The sequence below is a fragment of the Nocardia jiangsuensis genome, assembly GCF_042650385.1.
Lineage (GTDB): Bacteria > Actinomycetota > Actinomycetes > Mycobacteriales > Mycobacteriaceae > Nocardia > Nocardia jiangsuensis.
The window spans coordinates 174281-193839 of sequence record NZ_JBHSAX010000022.1; the positions used below are offsets into that span (position 1 = coordinate 174281).

Sequence of the window (19559 nt, forward strand, 5' to 3'; positions counted from 1 at the left end):
ACGGCTCCGGGTGCCGCACCTATCCCGGTCCGGACGCGCGCTCCGCGAGTGGATCGGCGCCCCCGCGGTGGCCGGGACGAGACAGGGTGATGCCGACGAGAATCAACAGACCACCGCCGACCTGCCACGGAGTCGGCGTCTGCGACAGCAGCAGCCACGCCGCGAGTGCGGCAAAGACGACCTCGGAGAGCGCGACAAGCGAACTGCGGGTCGCGCCGAGCCGGGAGATGGCGAGGAAACCGGTGGAGTAGGCGGTCACCCCGGAAACGAGGACGAGCACGAGGACCGGGAGTAGCCAGTGCACCTCCGTGCCGGCGATCGACGGCGATACCCGGGTCGAAAACGTCATGGCGATTGCCCCGGTGAGCCCGAGCAGGCCCACACACGCCGCGCCGACGACCATGCTGGACGCGGCGAACACGATCGGGCTCGATCGGGTCTCGGCACGGTCGGCCACCAGGAAATAGCACGCCTGGCAGACCGCCGAGCCCAAGCCCCACGCCAACCCGGCCCAGGCCAGCTCGGCCCCGGAGAAGACGTCGACGACGAGCCCGAGCCCGATCAGCGCGATGATGCCGCCGATCATCGCTGTCCTCGACGGACTGCGTCGGCGAACCAGCCAGACCCAGAGGACGACGAGCACCGGGGCGAGGTACTCGAGCAGCAGGGCCACACTCACCGGCATGTGCTGCACCGCACTGAAATAACAGACCTGTACGCCCGCGATCGCCAGCACGCCGCACAGCACGATCGAGGCGAGATCGGCGCGAATCGTCTGCCTGAACCCGGTCTCGGTGAGGGCGACGATCACGAACAGGACGATCGCAGCCCCGGCGAGACGCGCGAGGACCGCTGCGGCCGGGGTCCAGCCGACGTCGAGCAGCGCCTTGGCGAACGGGCCTGAGACGCCGAAGGAGAAGGCCGACAGCAGGGCGAGCGCGAGTCCGGACCGGACCCTGGCGCGCAGCTCGACCGGGACCTGGTCAACACCGCCCGCGGCGGGTTCGGTGGGCCTGCCGTTCACGCGAGCTTTTCCGCGGTCAGCCGGGCGATGTCGGCCGCCCGGATCGCCTCCGCGGAGGTCACACCTGCGTGGAAGACGGCGCGCACCCACTCGGGTTCCCAGGCGAAGAGCCGCAGCCCGGATTCCGCGCAGCGCTCCACGAACACCTGATGGTCATCGATTCCCGCGACGCGGAACAGCACGATATTGGTCACCGGCCCACCGTGGCGCACCTCCAGCACCGCCGATTCCGCCAGGCGCCGGGCGAACTCGGCCGCGTTGGCGTGGTCGGCCGCGAGCCGCTCCTCGATATTCTTCAGTGCGAGCAGGCCCGCCGCGGCCAATACACCGGCCTGCCGCATACCGCCACCGAGCATCTTGCGCAGCCGCCGCGCGCGATCGACGGTGTCGACCGAGGCGGCGAGGATCGAGCCGACCGGTGCCCCCAGCCCCTTGGACAGGCAGAATTGCAGCGAGTCGCCGACGGCGCCGGTCTCGCTCGCCGGAACACCCAGCGCCACCGCTGCGTTGAACAACCGCGCGCCGTCGATGTGCAGTCGCACCCGGTGCTCGTCGGCCGTCGCGCGCACGTGCTGGAGATAGCCGGGGCTCAACGGGACTCCACCGCACATGTTGTGCGAGGTCTCCACGCACACCAGGGCCGGGACGGCGTACTGGGAGTCGGTCCGGTCGAGGGCCAGCTCGCCGAGCAGCGCCGCGGGATCGAGCGTCCCGTCCGGCAGGTTGGGGACGGCACGCATCGAGGTGCCGCCCAGAACCGCAGGCCCACCGGCTTCGAAGTGGTACACGTCCGAGCGGTGGCCCGCGATCACCGCGCGTCCCCGATCAGCCTGTGCGAGGATGCCGCACAGATTGGCCATCGTGCCGCTGGGGAGGAACAGGGCGTCGGGCTGCCCCACGAGCTCGGCGGCGAGCTCCTCGAGCTGCCGGACGGTCGGGTCCTCGCCGTAGCAGTCGTCGCCGAGTTCGGCATCGGCCATGGCCCGGCGCATGTCCGCACTCGGCAGGGTGAAGGTGTCGCTGCGCAATTCGATCGTCATGGTCACTGTTCCCCTCGTGTTCCGTCGTTCAGCATGTGCACCGTGAGCCGGCGCAGGGCGGCATCGGCCCGGCCCGCGGCCAGCGCCGCGGTCGGGCCGGTGGCGACGACCGAGCCGATTCGGTCCTTGAACGACCGGGTCAGCCTGATTCGGTCACCGGCCGCGGCGGTCACCGTGACAGCGCGGACCCCTCGGGTCGCTCGTGCGCCGTGCACGCCGTCGATCGCGGTGATCTCCCCGTCGCCGGGCGCGAGCAGGAATCGGATGGAGGCGTGATCCTTGCGGACCCTGCCGAGTTTGGGCTGCGCACCGCAGGCTCTGGCCACCACGCAGTCCACCAGGTCCACGCCGTACGCGGCGCGAACCAGCTCGGGGATCATGCCGCCGGCGAGCCGGGGATTGACCTCGATGATCATCGGCCCGGAGGGGCCGAGCCGGATCTCGACATGCGCCGCGCCCCACCCGACCCCGAGCGCCTGTACCGCGTCCGTGGCGCAGTCGCCGATCGCCGCCGCGGATACCGGGTCGAGCGTGGCCGGGAAGTCGTGCCCGACCTCCACGAAGGACGGTGGCGGACCGAGATGTTTCGCGGTCGTGCCGATGATCTGGCCGTCGAACATCTCCACCGAGTACTCCGGACCGTCGATGTACTGCTCGATCACGAGCCGCGCGGGCTCCGGCATCCCCCGTTCGTTCGTGCGCCGGGCGAGCGAGTACTCGGCGAACGCGACCGCTTCCCCGGGGTCGCGGCACAGCCGCACGCCGACGGATCCGGAACCGCGGACAGGTTTGACGACGACCGGCACCCCGATATCCCGCACGGCACGCAGGGCTTCGGCGGACGTCGTCACGATCCGGAAGGCGGGGCTCGGCACCTGCGAGGCGCGCAGCGTCTCCCGCTGCGCGCCCTTGTCCCTGGTGCGTTCGATCGCCACGGCATCCGGCGCGGGCAGGCCGAGGCGGTTCGCCACCCAGGCCGCCGTGCCGACGAAGTACTCGGAGCTCGAACTCACTCCGGCCAGCGCACCGAGACGGTCCCGGCACACCTCGAGCACGGCGTTCCGATCCGCGGTGTCGACGGTGACGGCCTCGACGCCTTCGGTAGCGAGGTACGCATACCGCGCCGGATCCTGCGTCAGGACGACGGGGCGCAGTGCTCGGGCCCGCGCGGAAAGGCAGAACAGCCTGCCGGTCCCGGTCGTATTGCTCTCGACGAAAGCGACCACAGCCTGCCTCACGAGGCCACCTCGCCGACGCTGCTCGTCGGGACGACCACGCCGGCATCGGCCCGCCGGGCGAGGAGCTCGCCGACCGCGGCATCCAGTTCCGCCGAAGCCCGCCGCACCCGGGCGGCCTCGGTCGTGCGCCAGCGCCGCAGCTCGGCCACCCGGGCATGGACGTCGTCGTAGGCCGCGCGCCACCTCGCGGGCCCGCCACCGAACTCGGCCCGCGCCATCGCGGCCCGCGGTCCGGGCGACTCAGGCGGCAGGCCGAACCGCCGCAGTGCGGGGCTGCTCGCGGCCAGCTCGCGGGCACCGCGCTCGAGTGCCTCGCGGACCGCCGCGCCGACCGCGTGGTGTGCCTTCCGGAACGGGACATCCCGGCGTACCAGCTCGTTGGTCACCGCCGTCGCCGTGACGAAACCCTCCTCGGCCCGGGTGAGCATCCGTTCGGGCCGGGGGCGCGCACCGCTCACCAGCACCTGCGCCAACAGCACCATGTCGGTTGCGGTGGCGAGACCCGGCCAGATCAGTTCGACCGCCTCGGTGCCGACCTCGATCGAGTTGGTAAAGGGCGTGCTCTTGATCGAGGCCATTGCCCCCGCCCACGCCGCGCTCGCCGAACCGGCGCCCGCCTTGAGATGTTCGAGCAGGAACGCATTGCGCTTCTGCGGCATCGCGGAGCTCGCCCCGACGAGCCGGTCGGGGAAGGAGAGGAAGCCGAATTCCTCGGTGCTCCACAGCTGCAGGTCGGTGCCGAGCCTGCTGAGCAGCACGGCGACTTCCACGGCCACCGCCAGCATGCGAGTGCCGGTATCGCGGCTCGCGATCGCGTCGATGGCATGCAGTGGCGGCGACTCGAAGCCGAGCAGCGACGCGATCCGGGACGGATCGATCGGCAGATCGGTGCCCGCGACGGCACCCGCTCCCATCGGGCAGCGGCGCAGATCCCTCGCCGTGTCCCGCAGGGCTTCGAGCTGCCTGGTGAGCGCGGAGGCCACGCCGATCAGGTAGTAGCCGTAGGTGACCGGCATCGCCGCCTGGAAGTGGGTGTAGACGGGCATCACCACGTCGGCGTTGCGCCCGGCGCGGGACAGCAGCACCGCGACCAGCCGCGTGCTCTCCTCGGTGAAGGTCAGCAGCCACTCGTGGAGACGAGTCAGCGTCACGGTGGCCTTCATGTCGTTGCGGGACCGGCCGGTGTGCAATCGCCCGCTGACATCCTCGCCCAGCATCGTGCCGAGGCACTGCTCATACGCCATGTAGAGCCCGCGCGGGATCGGTGCCGAGCGGAGCGCGGCGAATTCGCCGTCGCGCAGCCGCAGAATCGCCGCGAGCAGCGCGTGCGCGTCTGCGGCACCGACCAGCCCGCACTCGGTGAGCATGACGACGTGGGCCAGATCGATGCGGCTCGTCCGGTCGAGCTCGGTGGCGATCTCGTACTGCGACGGGGCGCCATAGATCTGGTGCCGGGTTCGCGGCCCGAGCGGCTCCCTGATCCTGCCGGTGTCACTCATCGCAGCACCTCGACGGAGGGCTGCGCCGCGGCGGTGACCTCCTGAAAGGTACGGCGTCGCCAGGCGAAGTACGACCACCGGCGCGGTTCGATCGCGGGATGGGTGAGTTCGACCGGCGGCGTCGAGACCGGGTTCGGCGAGTGCCCCCGCTGGGCCAGCCATTCGTCGTTGTAGACCGTCGCCTGATACCGGTAACCCTGGTCGGGCAGCATGACGACGACCTTTGCCTCCGGCTCGCGAGCTGCCACGTGTTCGGCAACCCGGAACGCGGCACCGCTGGTCGGCCCCTGGAAGACGGCGTGCCTGCGATGCAGCCGCCGAGTCGAGGCATACGCTTCACCTTCGGTGCACCAGTGGATTTCGTCGAAGGCGGTGTGGTCGAGATTCGGCGGCAGCAGGCTGTTGCCGAGCCCGCGCAGCGGCCGCGGACCGTCCTCGTGCCCGAACAGCACGCTGCGGTGGGTGTCGACGCCGACCGCGCACATGTCGGGGTTGACGGAGCGGAGGAACGAACTGGTGCCGCACATCGAACCGCCGGAGCCGACCGGGCCCACCAGGACGTCGATCTGCCCGAGCGCCTCGGACAGCGTCTCCGCCACCAGCGCGTAGGAGCGGGGGTTGTCCGGATTGGAGTACTGCTCGGGACAGAAGGTATCCGGTTCGCGGGCCCGGATTTCCGCCACGCGCTCCAGTCGGGCGCCCTGGTAGCCGCCGGTCGCGGCGAGGTGGCGGACGATCTCGACCTCGGCACCGAGGTCGGTGAGCCGACGCGCGAGGTTCTCGTCGATCACCGGGTCGCTGACCAGGACGAGCCGTCGTCCGAGCAGCGCCGCCTGCATAGCAAGCGCCAGACCGAACGTACCCGAGGTCGTCTCCACGATGAGGGTCTCCGGGCCGAGCTCGCCCCGCTGCATCGCGTTGCGCAGGATGTGCCGTGCCGGAACCATTTTCATCAGGGTGAAGACCGCGCCGTAAAGGTTGTCCGACAGCCGGACGACGTGCGGCCGGACCGTCGCCTCGACGATTTCCTCGAATGCGTGGTTCGCTCTCACAGCGCCGCCCGCACAACTGTCGGATCGAAGGTGGCGGTGTACGTGATGCCGGCTGCGACCACGGCCTCGACACATCGCTCGACGTCCGCTCGCACCGTCTCGCGAGTGGGGTCGAAGAGCACTCCCGCGACGGATCCGCTGTGCGCGATCTGGACTCCCGCCGCGCCGCATTCGACAGCGATGCCGATCAGGGTCTCCAGCTCCGGCTTCTCCAGAAACCGCTGGTTGATGCGGGCACTCGCGGTGGCTACCCGGCCGATCAGGGCGAGATCTCCGGTCAGGACGCCGCGCCGCAACGCCGCGAGCAGCACCGGAAAGCGCGCGAGTTCGGCAGCGTCGAACTCCGCCGGTCGCAGCGCCAGTGTGTCGACGGTTCGCTCCGCGCCGGCGAGGCAGCCGACCACGACCACCGGCGGCAGCTCGGCGCCGAGGTACTCCAGCACCACCCCTTCGCGGTGCGCGAACAGCACCGCCAGGTCCTCGATCATGATCGAGTCCGAGGCCTGTTCGGCGAGGACGCTCAACTCGCCGACCTCCTGCGGCGTCAGCCGGGTGTGGTAGCAGTCCGCCACCGCCCGAATCGCTGCCACGACATCGCAGGTCGACGCGCCCATCCCCAATCCGCTCTCCAGCGCCGTGTCGATGGTCAGATGGCCGTTCACGGCCGTGGTGCCCGTGCGAGCGGCGCAACGTTCGATGGTGAGCTCCGCGGCCCGGCGGGCTTTGGCCTTGTTCTGTGGATGGACGGTCACCTGTCCTGATCCGGGAGCAGCGTCTGCCCGAAAGCTCGCGATGCTCTCCCAGCCGACCAGCGGGAGCGTCACAAGCCCTCGGTGGTGCCTGCCGTCGGCTCCGGGGAACATCCCCTGGAGCAACTCGCCGTGATGGCCGGTGGCCGCTCCGGTGCCGGTCCGGCCGAACGGAGCGACCTTCGGAGGCGCCTCCCGCCACGAAATGATCCTGTGCAGCGGCTTGTTCGTCACCGCTGTGCCTGTGCTGTTCATGACCCTCCCCAAACTGACGTCATGTTCGCTCGTGCGCGAATGGCATAGAGAAGCTCGCGGGATGTTCTTGCTGGTCCGGTCGGCGTCGACCGGCGGACATGGTGTTCAGGAGTTCTTTCGGCCCAGATCGACGGACAACCCGAGCGCCCCGAGGGACAGCAGTGCAATCGCGGCACCGGCGCCGAACACGACCGGCGGGCCGAGCGGAAGGAAAAGGCCCCCGAGTAGCGTGCCTGCCCCGATTCCCAGATAGATCGATGAGGAATTGAGCGAGACGACCAACGGTGCTTCCTGTGGCGCCTCGGCGATGAGGCGGTGCTGCTGCGGCGGGGTCTGAGCCCAGCTCGCCGCTCCCCATACTGCGGCGAGAACGATGGCGAGCGGCGCCGCCGAGATCTCCTGGGCGGCAAGCAGTGCCAGCATTCCGAGCCCGAGCGCCATCGCAAGGTAGGCGCCGGTCAGCACTCGAACCGCACCGACCCGGTCGGTGAAGTAGCCCGAGCAGATGTTCCCCGCGACGGCGCCCAGGCCGTAGAGGAACAGCACCGCGGGTATGGCGTCACCGGCGCCCACCGATTCGAAAGCGGGAACGCTGTAGGCGTAGACCGTGTAGCTGGCGGTCATGCCGAAGACGGTCAGTGACAGAACGCTGGTCACGGCGGGACGACGCAGAACGGCCAGCCGGGCCTTCAGCGGCACCCGCGGATTACCGGGTACGGCGGGCATCAACAGCACCACCCCGGCTGCGCCGACCGCGCACAGCGCGGCCACCAGCCCGAGCGCGCCGCGCCAGCCGAGCCATCCGCCGAGCACGTTGCCCAACGGCACGCCCAGCGCGGTCGCCACCGTGAGCCCGCCGATGACGACCGCCAGCGCCCGGGCTCGCAACTGGGGCCGCACCAGCGAGGCGCTCACCGCGCTCGCCGTGGGAGTGTAGGCCGCGGCACCGACCGCGGAGAGGATCCGGCCGATCAGCAGCAGCGCGAAGGTGGGCGCGAGCGCGGCCACCACGTTGGCCGCGCACAACACGAGCAACGCGACCATGAGGAGGCGCCGTCTCGGCACGCCCGCTGTCACGGTCGCGATGACGGGAGCCAACGCGGCGTAAGTGATGGCGAAGGCGGTGACGCTCTGCCCCGCGGCCGCGACCGACACATCGAGATCGCCGGCCATGGCGGGCAGGAAACCGGCGACGATGAACGCGTCGGTGCCGACCGCGAAGGTGCCGAGCGCGAGAATCAGGGTGACGTCGAGGCCGCGGTCGCCTGCCGGTGGGGGAGCACCCACCGCGCTTCCCCGGGCTCGGGAATTTTCAGACAGCATGCTTGTTCCTCGCTGGCGTAACCGGTCGGGAAGTCGTGCAATCAGGCTGTGGCGCGGGAATACCAGCGCCGAGCGGCCTCCGGGGCGCCGCTCGGCACTTGACGTGCCAGATCCGCGAGAGTCTGGGTGGCGAGTTCTTTCCGCCAATTCAGCTCCGCCTGGCGGAAGGCCCGAGATATCCCGCAGGGCTGCAGAAAGTCCTCGACGGGCCGCTGGGCACCCATTCCCTTCCTCCGGATCTCGGAGCAGTGGAATGCGTCGTCGGGGCCCTCGATCGCCACGATGACGTCGAGGAGGGTGACCTGATCGAAGGGCCGGGCCAAACGGAAGCCGCCTCTGGCCCCCGGCGTCGAGGTGAGGATGCCGGCGCGGGTGAGCGCCTGGAGGCACTTGTTGAGGTAGGCCGTTGGCAGGTCGAAGGCTTCGGCCAGGCGCGCCGTCGGCACCGCCTGCTCGCTACCGAGCCACCCGATCAGCATGCAACAGTGCGCGCCCCATTCGACCCCCTGGCTCATCCGCATAATCTGGATATTACACATCCAGATTAACTCGCTCAACAGGAGAACGATGTGCAGTGGGCGCCGCGGACGCGCATCGGGATGAGGTGATGCGGCTTCGCGCTGGGAGCGCCTCCAGAGCCACGGGAAAAGGTGTTGGCGCCGGTGCGTGTCCATCCGGAAAGCGGCGCGCGGCGGAGTCAGCGGGCGAGCAGGGCCCAGAGGTGGGCGAGGTGCTCGGCCATGTCGACCTCCGGGTCGTACAGCCACTGCACCTGCAGGCCGTCCAGCAACGCCACCGCCAGCACCGCGAAACGCTCAGGGTCGATGTCGGCGCGGAGCTGTCCCTGCCGCTGGAGTTCGCCGACCGCTTCCGCGATCAACACCACGAAATGTGCGTGGACCGCAGCAGACACACCGAGATGGCGTGTTCATAGAGCGAAACAATACTGTCTGCAACGCCATCCGACCACACGAGCACCAATCGGTGCACGGCACCGTTCTCCTTGGATAAAGTTCGGCGAGGTTCCTCTCGAACCGCCTCGCGGCGGACCTCGGTTGGCAGCACCCGCGCGCGCAGCCTCCATGTGTAGCGCTGTCGATTGCTATCGCGGGGAACAGTCGCGCAAGGTCGCTACCGGACGTCGAGTCGCTGCCGTTCCCGTGTGCCTGCCCGGCCCGCCGCTCTGCAAGCAACATCACCTGTCACTGTCCGTGCATCAGCCCCGAATACTAGCGGCACCGGTGCCGTGCCGGCGCCGCACCACCGCGCCTGCACAGCCCCCGGGCCCGGTTCTCGGCCTCGGCGCCCCGGCAGAGCGGCTCGTTGCGACCGTCGAATATCTGCCCAACGATCCCGACCCGCAACGGCAGGGCGCCGCCACTGCAACTCCCGCCTGCCGTGGGGGCCGAGACGTCGGTGACCAGAACTCAGCGTGGTCCCGGCGGGATCAGCGGCCCCTTCCACGTGCGGGGGTGCAAACGCAAGGCTTGGGCCTCGTCGGTGCGCAGGAGCCGTTCCAGGTGCGGGGGACGCCATACGCACCCGCCCGAGAGCGTGGCGGCCTGGCGGGCGGTGAGCTCGGCGCAGATCGCCCGATACGACAGTCCCTGCGTGTACAAGGTCCTGGTGATCTTGAGCGTCACCGGGTCGGGGCGCAGCCGCGGGCGCCCGCGCTTGATCCGTGGCGCGGTCATCGGCCGGCTCCCGGTCCGCAGCGCAGGATCGCCCGCAGCGCGGCCAGCAGCACGCGCAGCGCCGCGCACGCGCGGGCCGAGCGCGCGGCATCGGGCCCGGTGGCGATCCAGCCCGCCCGCGCGATCAACAGCGTGAGCACGACGATGGGAACAGCGATCAGCACCAGCACGGTGGTCACGGCGAGCCAGGGCCGGCCCGCGTGAAGGATCAGATCAGTAACCATGAGGTTGTCCTTGAGCAAGCGCAGGACAACCCGGAGCCGGTCAGGCGCGCGAGGATCCTGCGAGTCGAATAGGGGTGACAGCGACTCGCAGATGATCCGGGCCCCGTGTGGGGTGCGACCGCGCGGTGACGAGCTGACCGGGGGCAGGCTCGGCGCGCTGACACCAGCGCACCAGCAGCGACTTCAGCCGGACCAGCGCGCTGACGACGCCCGCGCTCCGGCACCGGAACACTCCGGGATTGAGCCGGCTTCGCACCCGCGCGCCGATGGTTGCCCACTGCTGGCGCACCCAGGTACCGCCGCGCCAGCGGCGCTGCCGAAGCATGAGGCGGGGGGTGAACAGCTCTCGGCGCAGCCTGTCGAATATCGGGTACCACGCCCCGGCAAGACCGGGAAACAGGACGGCTAGCCCCTGCTCGGCCCAGACTCCCGAGGTCGCCTGTGTGAACTCACCGCCCCACGAACCGGCCGCCTCGCTCCACTGCCCGAATCCAGCGGTGTGCTGACCTGGCGCACCGATGGAGTTGTCGCGCAACCAATTCCGGTACACATCGGTTGCCGGTGCGACCACGGCCGGGTCCGGGAAGAGCGATCCGGTCTGGATCGACTCGCCGAAGGCCGCACCGAAACCGAGGGGATCACCGGAGCCGAGGACGAACGGGTCGATGGCCGGCAGGCCAGTGAGGGTCAACTCGCCGAAGAGCGCGGGATGACGGTCGGCGAAGGAGTTGGCCGCCTCGAACAGCGAATCGCTCATTAGCTCGGCCACCGCGGAGCGCTCCGCAACCCCCGTCATGGATAGTTCCGGACCCAGGTGGTGAGACCAGCGGCTCGCGGAATCTCGCTCCCACCGACTCCGAATCCTGCCAGGGCGGGCAGCCACCCGGCGCTGCCGCTATCCCCCCACAGCGTGGCCGGAAGCCAGCCGTCGGTCACGCCTGCCCACGCCGCAGTCACCGCATCCGAACACCCGGCTCCGGCCAGCAAGCCCGGGGCCGGATCCACCATCGGCACGACGGCGGCATCGCCGGCCCATCCCAGCACCGCAGCGTGAGCCGGAGCCGTGAACGCGGCCACCACATCCCCGTGCGGATCAGCGAACGCACCGGCGAAGTCGGTGAAGCCAGCGGGGCCCCCGCCAGCGTCCTCCAGGATCGCGTTGACGCTGTCGTTGGCGAAAGCGACGGGGTCGAACGCGGGCGTCAGGTCAGCGATGGCATTGCGAACCACATCGGCGGTCATGTCCTGCAACGACCCGCGTAGCGCGTCGCACACCGCCGCAAAGCCCTCGGGGCCCATCGGGTCGGCGTGCGTCGTCATAGCGGGAACCTTAGTCGCTCACCGCCGTTGTCCCGCCAATGCGACCGTACGGTCCGCGCGTCCCACCCTAGAGCCGGAATCGTCGACGCAGGCAGGACGGGCGGGGCGAACCGCGATCGATGGCGGTGCGCCGCTGGCGGTGCCGCGGTCGGTGGAGTACGTGACGCCGCCTGGCGGCCCTCAAGCCTGTGGTGCGCTGATGGGGGGAGTGGTTATCGCAGGTCGAGCTGTGTGGCTGAGTTCGGGTGCAGAGACCAGGGTTGGGAGATTCCGATGTCAGGGATGAGTTCGCCCTGGCACTGTTGCTGGCCGCGGGTGATCACGACCGCCCGGATGTCGGTACTCAGCAGGTAGGGGCAGTGTGCGACCGAGACGCGTGCGCAGTCCGGGTGCAGCGGGGCCGGGCTGGGGCAGCGGTGTCGATGAACAGCGCCGTGGCTGCCGGGTCGGCGTCCAGACCGCAGTGCTGGCAGAGCGAGTCGGCCTGGGCGCGGGCGATTCGGCGGCGGTGGATCATCCGCCAGTGCGCGTGCAGCCCGGAGTGCCCGCCGGTGACCGGGGTGATCCACGGGATCGGGACGCCGCGGTCGGTGGGCCGGTCGGCCCCGGCGGGTTGTGGTCGACCGGGCCGGCGTCCAGGACGCACTCAAGCCCTTCGTGTAGCCCGGCTCGCTCGAATCCGGTGGTGCGGCAGAGCATGGTGCCGGTGTCCAGGCCGAGCAGCCGCGGCCGCCAGCATGCCGGGCACGGTAGTTCCGGCGGGACCAGAGTCTGTTTGGGCTCACGCGTCAGGATGAAGCCGCCGTTCATCGCACAGCTTTGCCCGGTGTCCGGTCAGGAAGCGGTGACTGCACGAGGGGCGTCGTGACCGGTTCCGCTCCGGCGTCGTCGTCCGAGGGGGCGTCGGCGACGGTGACGTGGGGGATACCGGGCAGGTGGCGGGCGATTTCGCGTTCGCGCTCGGGGATCGGGAGGGTCCAGGCGGCCGGTTGAGCGGGGTCGAACTAACGGGCGGTGCCGTCGAGCACCAGGGCGTCGCAGATGGTGATGCGATGCAGGAACGCGACGATCTGAGCGTCGAGGCCGCGACCATGCTGGAAGCCCCAGGATGCCGGGATCAAGGAAGTCGGTCACGACCGCTTGGCGGGCTGGGTAGCCGCGTTTGCGCAGCGCGGCGGTGACGGCGGCCGAGACCGCTTCGCAGTCGCCGTCACGGGGTGCGGGCAGGACGTGCTGTTCCAGCAAGGCGACCAGCGCGTCCGGCACGCAGGCGCACTCGGTCTCACCGAGCCTCCCGATGCCGCGGCGGTTCCGCGTCGGGAATCGACGGAGCCTCGCGGGTTACCTCGATGGCGTCGGGGGACCGTACACGGCTGGGAAATCCGCAGGCATCCAGGCCGTTCACCGTGCCGAGGACACCCTGGGAGGTCAGGTCGAAGGTGAACAAGCCACCGCGCTCGGCCGTGACCAGTACGTGCCCCCACGTCAGGTCCGGCCGCACGCTGTGAACGACACCGGCCAATTGCTCTGGACCCATTCCGCGCTCGCGCACGATCATCACCTCGGCGCCCTCCCGCAACCGTGCGGGAGTCAAGCGGGCGCGGTCTGCTCCCTTGTCGACCGGCTTGTTCACGCCAGGTTCCCGCGCAAGTACTGGATCCGGGCGCTCCGCTGCTGCACCGTCTCCATGCGGTTCTGCCGGTACAACTCGGCGTGGGGATGGTGGTGGTCGATATCGCGCACTGTCGCTGTCGCCGACTGCAGCGTTTGCTCGGCGGCCGACAACTGGGTGTGCAGGAAGCCCTGTGTTCCGGCGTCGATGACCATCGTCTCCTCCAGCTTGAGGGCGGTACTGGCGCCCCCGAAGACGCCGATCTCCATCATTCCCGAACCTCACAGCCCTCGATGGCTGATCAGCGGCAAGCGCAGCCTTGCTGCTCGGCTCGGCGCGGACACCGCCGATCTGTGGGTGCCGTAACGCGCGGCCCACTCGGAGTCCGAGCGGGCGGAGCGGGGGCCGGTAGGTTGAGGTCAGGGCCGATGTGAGTGGCGCGAGAGGTCGTAGTCAGGGTTGCTATTTCGGCGAGATGGGTTTGTCGCGAGTGGAGTTGTCTTCGAGTTCGTAGGAACTCCGCCGTGTGATTGCTGCTTCGCGGGCGACGAGGGTGGCCAGGGTGGGGCGTCGGGGCGGGTTGATTCGGACGGTGATGACGGAAGCTGATGTGCAGGCGTCGAGTTCGGTCGCTACCCAAGCGGCGAAGTGGTCGTGTTGGGTGTCGTCGAGGTTGTCGGCGCGTCCGTTGCCGTCGTCGTAGAGCCGGACCTCGATTCCGCGTCGCCGTGCCTGCCAGGCCGCTTGGCTGATGAGTGGTTGTGCGAGGCCGGGGGCGCGGGCGATGCTGCGTAGGTGGGCTTCGAAGAGCCCGGCGGTCGCGGCATCGGTGTCGGTGAGTCTGCCTTCGTCGCGAATCCGCTCGAGCAGGGCGAATAGTTGAGAGTCGAGAGTGGTGAGCTGGTTGCTGCGCTCGGTGGTCGCGGCTTGGAGATGTGCGGCTGCGGCGGTGCGGCGCAGTGCCGCGGCGCGGACTTGGTAGATGTCGTGCGCGGCGGGGCGCACGGTCAGGGCGAAGGCGGTCGCCATGGTCATGGGTGCGAGGTCGATGGCGGTGATGCCGATGCCGACACCGAGTCCCTGCCCGGTCCCGATGGCCCAGGTGATAGCCACGGCGGCGATCAATGCCGAGCCGACCCAGCCGAATCCGATCCGGCCGCGTACGCATAGGAAGGCATATACCGTCGTGGCCAGGAACAGTGGCCACAGTTGGGTGCTGGAACTGACCGGGACCGGCAGTACCGAGCAGACCAAAGCGATCGCGATCGGCCCCGCCGCGGTCACTGCGAGCGTGGCCGTGATCGGCATGGGATCGCCGGGCACAAGCAGCAGCGCGGCTGCAGCCGCGGTCATCACCAGTAGCGCGACCCCCACCGGCCACCAGGTGATGATTCCCACCCGAGCTGTCGCCGCTTGCAATCCCATGCCGAGCAGGAATCCGCCGGTCGCGATCCACGCCACCGGCTGCCGCATTCCGAGCAGGGTGCGTACGTCGTGGGGTTCGGCTCGCGGTGCGCGCCACTTCAGGGTCACGGTGGTGCCCTGGCCGGCCCCGGTCGCGATGGAGACCGAACCGCCGGGTATCTGTTCTACCCGTTCTTCGATCGCCCGCAGCCCCAATCGGTCGGTGGCGACTGCGGCGCGATCGAATCCGGGCCCCTCGTCGGTCACCCGCACCTGGATCTGGTTGGTGCCCACTTCCAGCACGACTGTGCCCGATCCCGCGTGCCGTGTGCTGTTCCGGACCGCCTCGGTGGTTGCGACGGCGAAGACCTCCACGACGACGGCCGGATGCTCGCCTACCTCGGGATCGACGGCGACCTGGATCGGCGTGCTGGCATCGACCTCGCGCACCGCCGTCGCGATCCGCTCAGCCACCTTTGTCAGCGGCATCGGCTCGGCGGAGGACGGCGGCTCGTCGAGCTGCGCGAGTTTGGTGAGTGTGATGCCAGCGTGACACCGCAGCTCACCATCGGTGAGCGTGCCGCGGGCGGCGGCGAGCAGCGTCGCCATCACCCAGGTGTGGTTGAGGTCGAGGAAGAGGCGGCGTTCGAGGAGTTTCGCCGTTCGTGCGGCCTCGATGGCGGCCTGCTTGCCGTCGCGATCGCGAGTGTCGTCCAGTACACGTCCGGTGCGGACCGCGACGCAGCCCGCGCCGGTGAGCAGTAGGCAGTAGCTGATGTTGGTGATCAGATCGGGGATCAGGTACGCGGTTGCCGCGCCGGAGATGTGGTTGAGGAGCTGGGTGAGCGTCACCAGCAGCGTGGTGTAGCCAAGTGCGGCGCGGGCGGGCCAGAACGCGGCCGCGCAGAGCCCGGCCAGGCCGGGGATGGCCGAGAGCCACAGGTAGCTGATCGGCGGTGTCCGGCCGTTCCAGGCGAGCAGCCAGCCCAGCGTGGGTATCAGGAAGCTCAGCGCAGCGACAGTCGCGGTCGCCCGCAGAGATCCATGCCACCGGTCGAAGGTGGCGGCGCCGACGGCGACGCCGGGGGCGAAGATCACGACGACCGCCAGCGGCGTCCACCATGCCGCGACAACGACGGTCTCCGCGAGGATGTGGTGCGCTTCGATTCCTAGATACGCGAGGTAGCCGATGCCGACGAACCGGCAGTACAGCCGCAGAATCCGGGTCTCGACTGCACCGGCTGCGCGCATCAGGATTCTCGGCGCAGTTGGAACCACGGCCGCCGGACGAAAGCACCCAGTCGCGCGGCGCGCTTTAGCTCGGAGCGGGAGAGGTTGTCGTGGCCGAGTTCGGCATACTGGGCGCGGATCCGGCCGAGATAGGCCTTCACCGTGTTCGGTTTCAGCTCCATTATTTCGGCGATGTCGCGCTCTGATTCACCGGCGGCATACAGCGCCAGCACCCGCTGCAGCTGCGGGGAGAGGTGGGGAGCGAACGCGGGATCGGCGTCGAGCACCGTCGCCAAGTCGGGCGAGACCACCGATTCGCCATTCGCGGCGGCGCGGATCGCGGCGACCACAGTCGTCGGCGGGTCCGACTTCTTCACCATTCCCCGCGCACCGGCCCGTGCCGCCATCCGGACCAGCTCCGGTTCTTCGCCGGAGGTGAACAGCAGCGCGGGAACTCCACGCGCGTCGAGCGCGGCGACATTGTCGAAGGGCGTCGAGCCGTCACCGAGCAACAGATCCAGCACCACCAGGTCGAGTTCGGGCTCGAGCGCCAGCAACTCCGGCACCGTCTCCGCCGCGGCCGTGATCTTCAGCTCCGGATGCGGCGACAGGTAGGAGCGCAACGCGGAAACGGTGAAGTCCCGCTGGTCGTCGACGACGCCGATCCGCCGCATCTCATACCCCCTCGACGGCCGAAATAGTAGACCACGCCGAACCTGCGTGACTACTTCCTCCGCTAACGAATACCCCCGAAAGCGAAACCTTTCCCGGTCCCTACCATCGCCCTAATCTCACGGTATCAACCCTTTCACCAGGAGGAACTCGTGGCCCAATCGGAGCAGGACGTCCGCAACGCGATCGCTCGCGTGAAGAACTCACTCGCCAACGCCAGCGCCGACGACTGGAAAGTGGTCAACGACTTCGCCCGGCAGGCCGGAGCGCTCGGCAACCTCGCTCGCGAGGCGATCAAGGGCCACTGATTCCACATGGCTCTCTCGATGGACGAGTACGCCCGCACCGTATCCGCCGACCGTCTCGACGAGATCACCCGCTTGGCCGCGACGGTGGCGCCGGTGCTGCTGCAACGCGGTGTCCCGTTCGACGTGACGCTGCCCGATGGCGGGCCGCTCGGCTGGTACCTGCGTTCCTACCGAGTCATGCGGGGCACCGAGCGGGAAGGGAAGACCACCTGGGAGTGGACCGATATCTCGGTGCTCGGGCAGGACGGAATCCTGTATACCGCCCGCAGGGAGGACGAGATGCAGACATTCACGACCTACCAAGTCGGCCGGGACGAACTCGTCGCCACCGGAAGGCTGGGCACTACGGATGCCGTGTTCTCACTGGAGCGTAACCGGATGAACGGTGAAGCAGTCGGGGGTTCCACCGCATTTGGCCGCACGCTCCTCGACGACCTGCACCAGCTCGCCGCCGCCCGCTCCACGCAGCCTCGCCGGTCCATGATCCCCCCGCCCAAGCCCGCACCGGCGCCCGCACCGGTCCCGCGAACTCGATTCGGTTGCGGTAGCGCTTTTCTCATCATGGTGGCTTCGTTCATACTGGCGGTGGTCGTCTGGCTGGTGGTCGGCTTTTCCCTGCTCTCGCTGGTGGTTCTGGTCGTCGGCCTCGTGTATGCGGTCGTCAGAGGGCTCGCTCAGAAGAGCCGTCGGGGACCGAGGTAGACCTTGTCGCCCCGGTGCACGGTCGGCACGGAGGCCTCGGCGGGGCCGACGACGCGGACCCGCTCATCGCACGGTAGTGGCGGGGTCTGCCTGTGTCTCTGGAGGGTGCGGTGCCCGCGGTGGCTTCCTGTCGGGCGGTGAGCGACTCTTCTCCGCCCTCTGGTCGGCGTCGGCAAGCGTCACCGGGGTCGCGGTGCCTGGCAGACCGTTGCCCAGATAGGCGAAATCGAACACGGGACCCGCCAGGTCTGAACCCTCACGGACGTGCGGCGCAACCGCCGCCGGGCCTCCCCTCGACGACGGCTCCAGATGGACTCATGCTGTCCGTCGAACACGCGACGCCCGCGGCGGCGTCGAATCTCTAGGCTCGATCTACGACGTCGAACGGCCCAGCCTGCCGGTGCTTCGACGGTCATCTCAGGACTGCACTCGGCTGGATAGGAGACTTCGATGGGTCTTTTCGGCAGCAGGAAACAAGAACCGGAGCGAAGCACTGAATTCGATCACGAGTACGTGACGCTGCGCGATCCCGGACTGCCCGCGGGGGAGATCAAACAGGTGCTCTACGAGGTGATGCGCGACCTCGGCCTGCTGGGTCTCATCTTCGGACCGGGCCCGATCGGCAGTTGCTTCGAGACCCTGGCCGACGTCGCTCCGGTCTTCCGCTCCACACAGTCGGAGAACGGGTTGATCGGAGACTTCCCGGACGAGCAGGACCTCTTCTGGTACGCGCTGCGCGGAACCCGCGGCTCGGCCATCGTGATAAATTTCGGCCCCACCAGCGACGACCTTTTCCGCCAGCACAGCATCGATGGACCACTGAGCCGCCACCCGCTGCGGGACCCCTTCACCTGGGGCACCGTGCTCGGGCGGGGTGCCTCAGTCCCGGCGCCGTTCGCGGACATCTTCGCCGATGCCGTCCTCCACCCGCTCAACACGCTGCCAGGTCTGAGCCACCTGTCGGCGCCCCCGCCCAAGTCCTCGCCGGACGAACCCCGGGTGACGCTGCCGGTGCCGCCACCCGGGCATCCGATGGAGCGCGCCTACCGGGTCCTGACAGAGGCATCACAGTGCATCCTCGTCTACGGCCCAGGCGACCTGGCCAATCTCTACACGAAAGTGCTCACAGTGGCACCCGACTTCGCTGCGACGACCTCCACCGGCGATGGCGGCTGGATCGGCAGACTCCCGTCACCGGGCGTCCGCTGGTTCGGCGTCGAGGGCACGAGCGGGGCAGGCTTGGTGATCACCGTCGAGAGCCGGGACGCGGTGCCGTTCGTGAGCACGTGCATCATGCCGCAGATCGGCAGCCTGCAACCGGAATTCACCTGCGAGATCGCCGAGAACGGATCGGTTCCGGGCTCGTTCGCGCGCCTGTTCACCGTAGCTGTGCAACGGCCGCTGAGCGTGCTTCCCGGTCTGGCTCATCTCGTGCAGGGCTGACAGGGCAGACGGCGGAGGCCAACGCGTCCGGAGTGTCTGACGCCGTCGATGCCCGCCGGATGAACTCCGACTTGAAAACATCCGTCGCGATTCGGGATGGGACTGGGGCTGCTGAGCTGGCTTCAGCCCATTGTCGACGAGCGCCGAATCCTGTGAAGACCATTTCGCGCAACGCTTTACGTGGAGAGCCCTCATCCCGGGGGCGCGCTCGGGCTGTTCCGTTCTCACGGTCAACCGGTGGAAATTCCCGGCACGCTGACGGTATCCAGCGACTCCGCCTCTCGGTCCGTTGAGCGACGGGGATGCTGTTGCGGTGGTGATCTGAACCGTCACGGGTTGGGGACCGGCTTCGGTTTCAGACCCGCGCCGGTCGGCGTCGTGGTTGTTGAGCGTAGTAGGCGGTCTCGTACTCGACCGGGGTCAGGTAGTCCAGGCGGGAATGCAGGCGGGCGTTGTTGTACCAGTCGCACCATTCCATGAGCGCGAACTCGACCTCGGTGAGAGTCTTGAACGGGCCGTGCCGGTTGACGACCTCGGTCTTGAACAGGCCGATGATCGACTCCGCCAGAGCGTTGTCGTAGGCGTCACCGACTGATCCGACCGACGCTGACAGTCCGTGCAGGGCAAGCGATTCGGTGAATTTCACCGAGACGTACTGGGCGGATTCAATTGGTCGTTGCAAACACCTCGATCGTGGAGGTGTTGGGCAGTGGCGACGAAGGACTGGGGCGCGAAGACGAGCGAGGTTCCCGAAGGGGCTCGACGGCAGT

21 protein-coding genes are annotated in these 19559 nt (G+C 69.0%); 3 read left to right on the top strand and 18 right to left on the bottom strand.

Translation table 11 applies throughout. The annotated features are described in order from the left end of the window. Positions 1 to 19: 19 nt before the first annotated feature. From ACFO0B_RS26890 to ACFO0B_RS26970, 17 genes are all read right to left on the bottom strand, one after another. Positions 20 to 1024: an EamA family transporter gene (locus tag ACFO0B_RS26890; RefSeq protein WP_378615636.1), complete on the bottom strand. Its 1005-nt coding sequence runs from the start codon at positions 1022 to 1024 to the stop codon at positions 20 to 22. After that, positions 1021 to 2064, bottom strand: coding sequence for a GntG family PLP-dependent aldolase (locus ACFO0B_RS26895; RefSeq protein ID WP_378615638.1), 1044 nt, complete (start codon positions 2062 to 2064; stop codon positions 1021 to 1023). Before ACFO0B_RS26895 ends, ACFO0B_RS26890 begins: the two co-directional genes overlap by 4 nt. A gap of 2 nt (positions 2065 to 2066) precedes the next feature. Next, entirely contained in the window at positions 2067 to 3302 is a 1236-nt protein-coding gene (locus ACFO0B_RS26900; RefSeq protein WP_378615640.1) for an ATP-grasp domain-containing protein, read from the bottom strand. Further along, a complete protein-coding gene (locus ACFO0B_RS26905; RefSeq protein WP_378615642.1) occupies positions 3299 to 4801 on the bottom strand; it encodes a lyase family protein in 1503 nt (500 codons plus the stop codon). The genes ACFO0B_RS26900 and ACFO0B_RS26905 overlap by 4 nt, the downstream gene beginning before the upstream one ends. After that, positions 4798 to 5928, bottom strand: a complete 1131-nt coding sequence (locus ACFO0B_RS26910) for a pyridoxal-phosphate dependent enzyme (RefSeq protein ID WP_378615644.1) — start codon at positions 5926 to 5928, stop codon at positions 4798 to 4800. Before ACFO0B_RS26910 ends, ACFO0B_RS26905 begins: the two co-directional genes overlap by 4 nt. Then, a complete protein-coding gene (locus ACFO0B_RS26915) occupies positions 5850 to 6857 on the bottom strand; it encodes a GHMP family kinase ATP-binding protein (RefSeq protein ID WP_378615646.1) in 1008 nt (335 codons plus the stop codon). The genes ACFO0B_RS26910 and ACFO0B_RS26915 overlap by 79 nt, the downstream gene beginning before the upstream one ends. Before the next feature lie 105 nt (positions 6858 to 6962). Continuing rightward, positions 6963 to 8180 (bottom strand): MFS transporter, encoded by a 1218-nt coding sequence (locus tag ACFO0B_RS26920; protein WP_378615648.1) that lies wholly within the window; start codon positions 8178 to 8180, stop codon positions 6963 to 6965. A gap of 41 nt (positions 8181 to 8221) precedes the next feature. Then, the gene (locus tag ACFO0B_RS26925; protein WP_378615650.1) at positions 8222 to 8695 is read right to left on the bottom strand and encodes an RrF2 family transcriptional regulator; all 474 of its coding nucleotides are present in this window, start codon (positions 8693 to 8695) and stop codon (positions 8222 to 8224) included. A 182-nt stretch (positions 8696 to 8877) separates the two neighbouring features. Then, positions 8878 to 9093, bottom strand: coding sequence for a TetR family transcriptional regulator C-terminal domain-containing protein (locus ACFO0B_RS26930; protein WP_378615652.1), 216 nt, complete (start codon positions 9091 to 9093; stop codon positions 8878 to 8880). Between the two features lie 514 nt (positions 9094 to 9607). Continuing rightward, complete coding sequence (locus tag ACFO0B_RS26935; protein WP_378615654.1) at positions 9608 to 9874, bottom strand: hypothetical protein; 267 nt, start codon at positions 9872 to 9874, stop codon at positions 9608 to 9610. Then, positions 9871 to 10116 (bottom strand): hypothetical protein, encoded by a 246-nt coding sequence (locus ACFO0B_RS26940; RefSeq protein ID WP_378615656.1) that lies wholly within the window; start codon positions 10114 to 10116, stop codon positions 9871 to 9873. Before ACFO0B_RS26940 ends, ACFO0B_RS26935 begins: the two co-directional genes overlap by 4 nt. 22 nt (positions 10117 to 10138) lie before the next feature. Further along, positions 10139 to 10855, bottom strand: a complete 717-nt coding sequence (locus tag ACFO0B_RS26945) for a hypothetical protein (RefSeq protein WP_378615658.1) — start codon at positions 10853 to 10855, stop codon at positions 10139 to 10141. A gap of 35 nt (positions 10856 to 10890) precedes the next feature. Next, entirely contained in the window at positions 10891 to 11418 is a 528-nt protein-coding gene (locus ACFO0B_RS26950) for a hypothetical protein (protein WP_378615660.1), read from the bottom strand. Between the two features lie 1282 nt (positions 11419 to 12700). After that, on the bottom strand, positions 12701 to 13051 hold the full coding sequence (locus ACFO0B_RS26955; RefSeq protein ID WP_378615662.1) for a hypothetical protein: 351 nt from the start codon (positions 13049 to 13051) through the stop codon (positions 12701 to 12703). Beyond that, positions 13048 to 13302, bottom strand: coding sequence for a hypothetical protein (locus ACFO0B_RS26960; protein ID WP_378615664.1), 255 nt, complete (start codon positions 13300 to 13302; stop codon positions 13048 to 13050). The genes ACFO0B_RS26955 and ACFO0B_RS26960 overlap by 4 nt, the downstream gene beginning before the upstream one ends. A 190-nt stretch (positions 13303 to 13492) precedes the next feature. Then, positions 13493 to 15685, bottom strand: a complete 2193-nt coding sequence (locus ACFO0B_RS26965) for a sensor histidine kinase (RefSeq protein ID WP_378615666.1) — start codon at positions 15683 to 15685, stop codon at positions 13493 to 13495. Further along, on the bottom strand, positions 15685 to 16338 hold the full coding sequence (locus ACFO0B_RS26970; RefSeq protein WP_378615668.1) for a sigma factor-like helix-turn-helix DNA-binding protein: 654 nt from the start codon (positions 16336 to 16338) through the stop codon (positions 15685 to 15687). The genes ACFO0B_RS26965 and ACFO0B_RS26970 overlap by 1 nt, the downstream gene beginning before the upstream one ends. Before the next feature lie 150 nt (positions 16339 to 16488). On the opposite strand from ACFO0B_RS26970, the gene ACFO0B_RS26975 reads away from it, so the two are divergent. The 3 genes from ACFO0B_RS26975 to ACFO0B_RS26985 all read left to right on the top strand — a co-directional run bounded on the left by ACFO0B_RS26975 (position 16489) and on the right by ACFO0B_RS26985 (position 18789). Further along, entirely contained in the window at positions 16489 to 16644 is a 156-nt protein-coding gene (locus ACFO0B_RS26975) for a hypothetical protein (protein ID WP_378615670.1), read from the top strand. Positions 16645 to 16662: 18 nt separating this feature from the next. Continuing rightward, positions 16663 to 17346 carry a hypothetical protein gene (locus ACFO0B_RS26980; protein WP_378615672.1) on the top strand — a complete coding sequence of 228 codons (684 nt, stop codon included), beginning with the start codon at positions 16663 to 16665 and terminating at the stop codon, positions 17344 to 17346. A gap of 450 nt (positions 17347 to 17796) precedes the next feature. Continuing rightward, positions 17797 to 18789 (top strand): hypothetical protein, encoded by a 993-nt coding sequence (locus ACFO0B_RS26985; protein ID WP_378615674.1) that lies wholly within the window; start codon positions 17797 to 17799, stop codon positions 18787 to 18789. Positions 18790 to 19144: 355 nt separating this feature from the next. On the opposite strand, the gene ACFO0B_RS26990 is transcribed toward ACFO0B_RS26985, so the two are convergent. Next, positions 19145 to 19435 (bottom strand): integrase core domain-containing protein, encoded by a 291-nt coding sequence (locus ACFO0B_RS26990; RefSeq protein WP_378615676.1) that lies wholly within the window; start codon positions 19433 to 19435, stop codon positions 19145 to 19147. Between the last annotated feature and the right edge of the window lie 124 nt (positions 19436 to 19559).

Excerpts from the sequence above, each read along its gene's own strand:
- ACFO0B_RS26960 (WP_378615664.1), bottom strand. The coding sequence starts at position 13,302 with ATGATGGAGATCGGCGTCTTCGGGGGCGCCAGTACCGCCCTCAAGCTG.
- ACFO0B_RS26965 (WP_378615666.1), bottom strand. The coding sequence starts at position 15,685 with ATGCGCGCAGCCGGTGCAGTCGAGACCCGGATTCTGCGGCTGTACTGC.
- ACFO0B_RS26895 (WP_378615638.1), bottom strand. The coding sequence starts at position 2,064 with ATGACGATCGAATTGCGCAGCGACACCTTCACCCTGCCGAGTGCGGAC.
- ACFO0B_RS26945 (WP_378615658.1), bottom strand. The coding sequence starts at position 10,855 with ATGAGCGATTCGCTGTTCGAGGCGGCCAACTCCTTCGCCGACCGTCAT.
- ACFO0B_RS26980 (WP_378615672.1), top strand. The coding sequence starts at position 16,663 with ATGGACGAGTACGCCCGCACCGTATCCGCCGACCGTCTCGACGAGATC.
- ACFO0B_RS26910 (WP_378615644.1), bottom strand. The coding sequence starts at position 5,928 with ATGTGTCGAGGCCGTGGTCGCAGCCGGCATCACGTACACCGCCACCTT.
- ACFO0B_RS26950 (WP_378615660.1), bottom strand. The coding sequence starts at position 11,418 with ATGACGACGCACGCCGACCCGATGGGCCCCGAGGGCTTTGCGGCGGTG.
- ACFO0B_RS26920 (WP_378615648.1), bottom strand. The coding sequence starts at position 8,180 with ATGCTGTCTGAAAATTCCCGAGCCCGGGGAAGCGCGGTGGGTGCTCCC.
- ACFO0B_RS26905 (WP_378615642.1), bottom strand. The coding sequence starts at position 4,801 with ATGAGTGACACCGGCAGGATCAGGGAGCCGCTCGGGCCGCGAACCCGG.
- ACFO0B_RS26970 (WP_378615668.1), bottom strand. The coding sequence starts at position 16,338 with ATGCGGCGGATCGGCGTCGTCGACGACCAGCGGGACTTCACCGTTTCC.
- ACFO0B_RS26925 (WP_378615650.1), bottom strand. The coding sequence starts at position 8,695 with ATGAGCCAGGGGGTCGAATGGGGCGCGCACTGTTGCATGCTGATCGGG.
- ACFO0B_RS26935 (WP_378615654.1), bottom strand. The coding sequence starts at position 9,874 with ATGACCGCGCCACGGATCAAGCGCGGGCGCCCGCGGCTGCGCCCCGAC.
- ACFO0B_RS26985 (WP_378615674.1), top strand. The coding sequence starts at position 17,797 with ATGGGTCTTTTCGGCAGCAGGAAACAAGAACCGGAGCGAAGCACTGAA.
- ACFO0B_RS26915 (WP_378615646.1), bottom strand. The coding sequence starts at position 6,857 with ATGAACAGCACAGGCACAGCGGTGACGAACAAGCCGCTGCACAGGATC.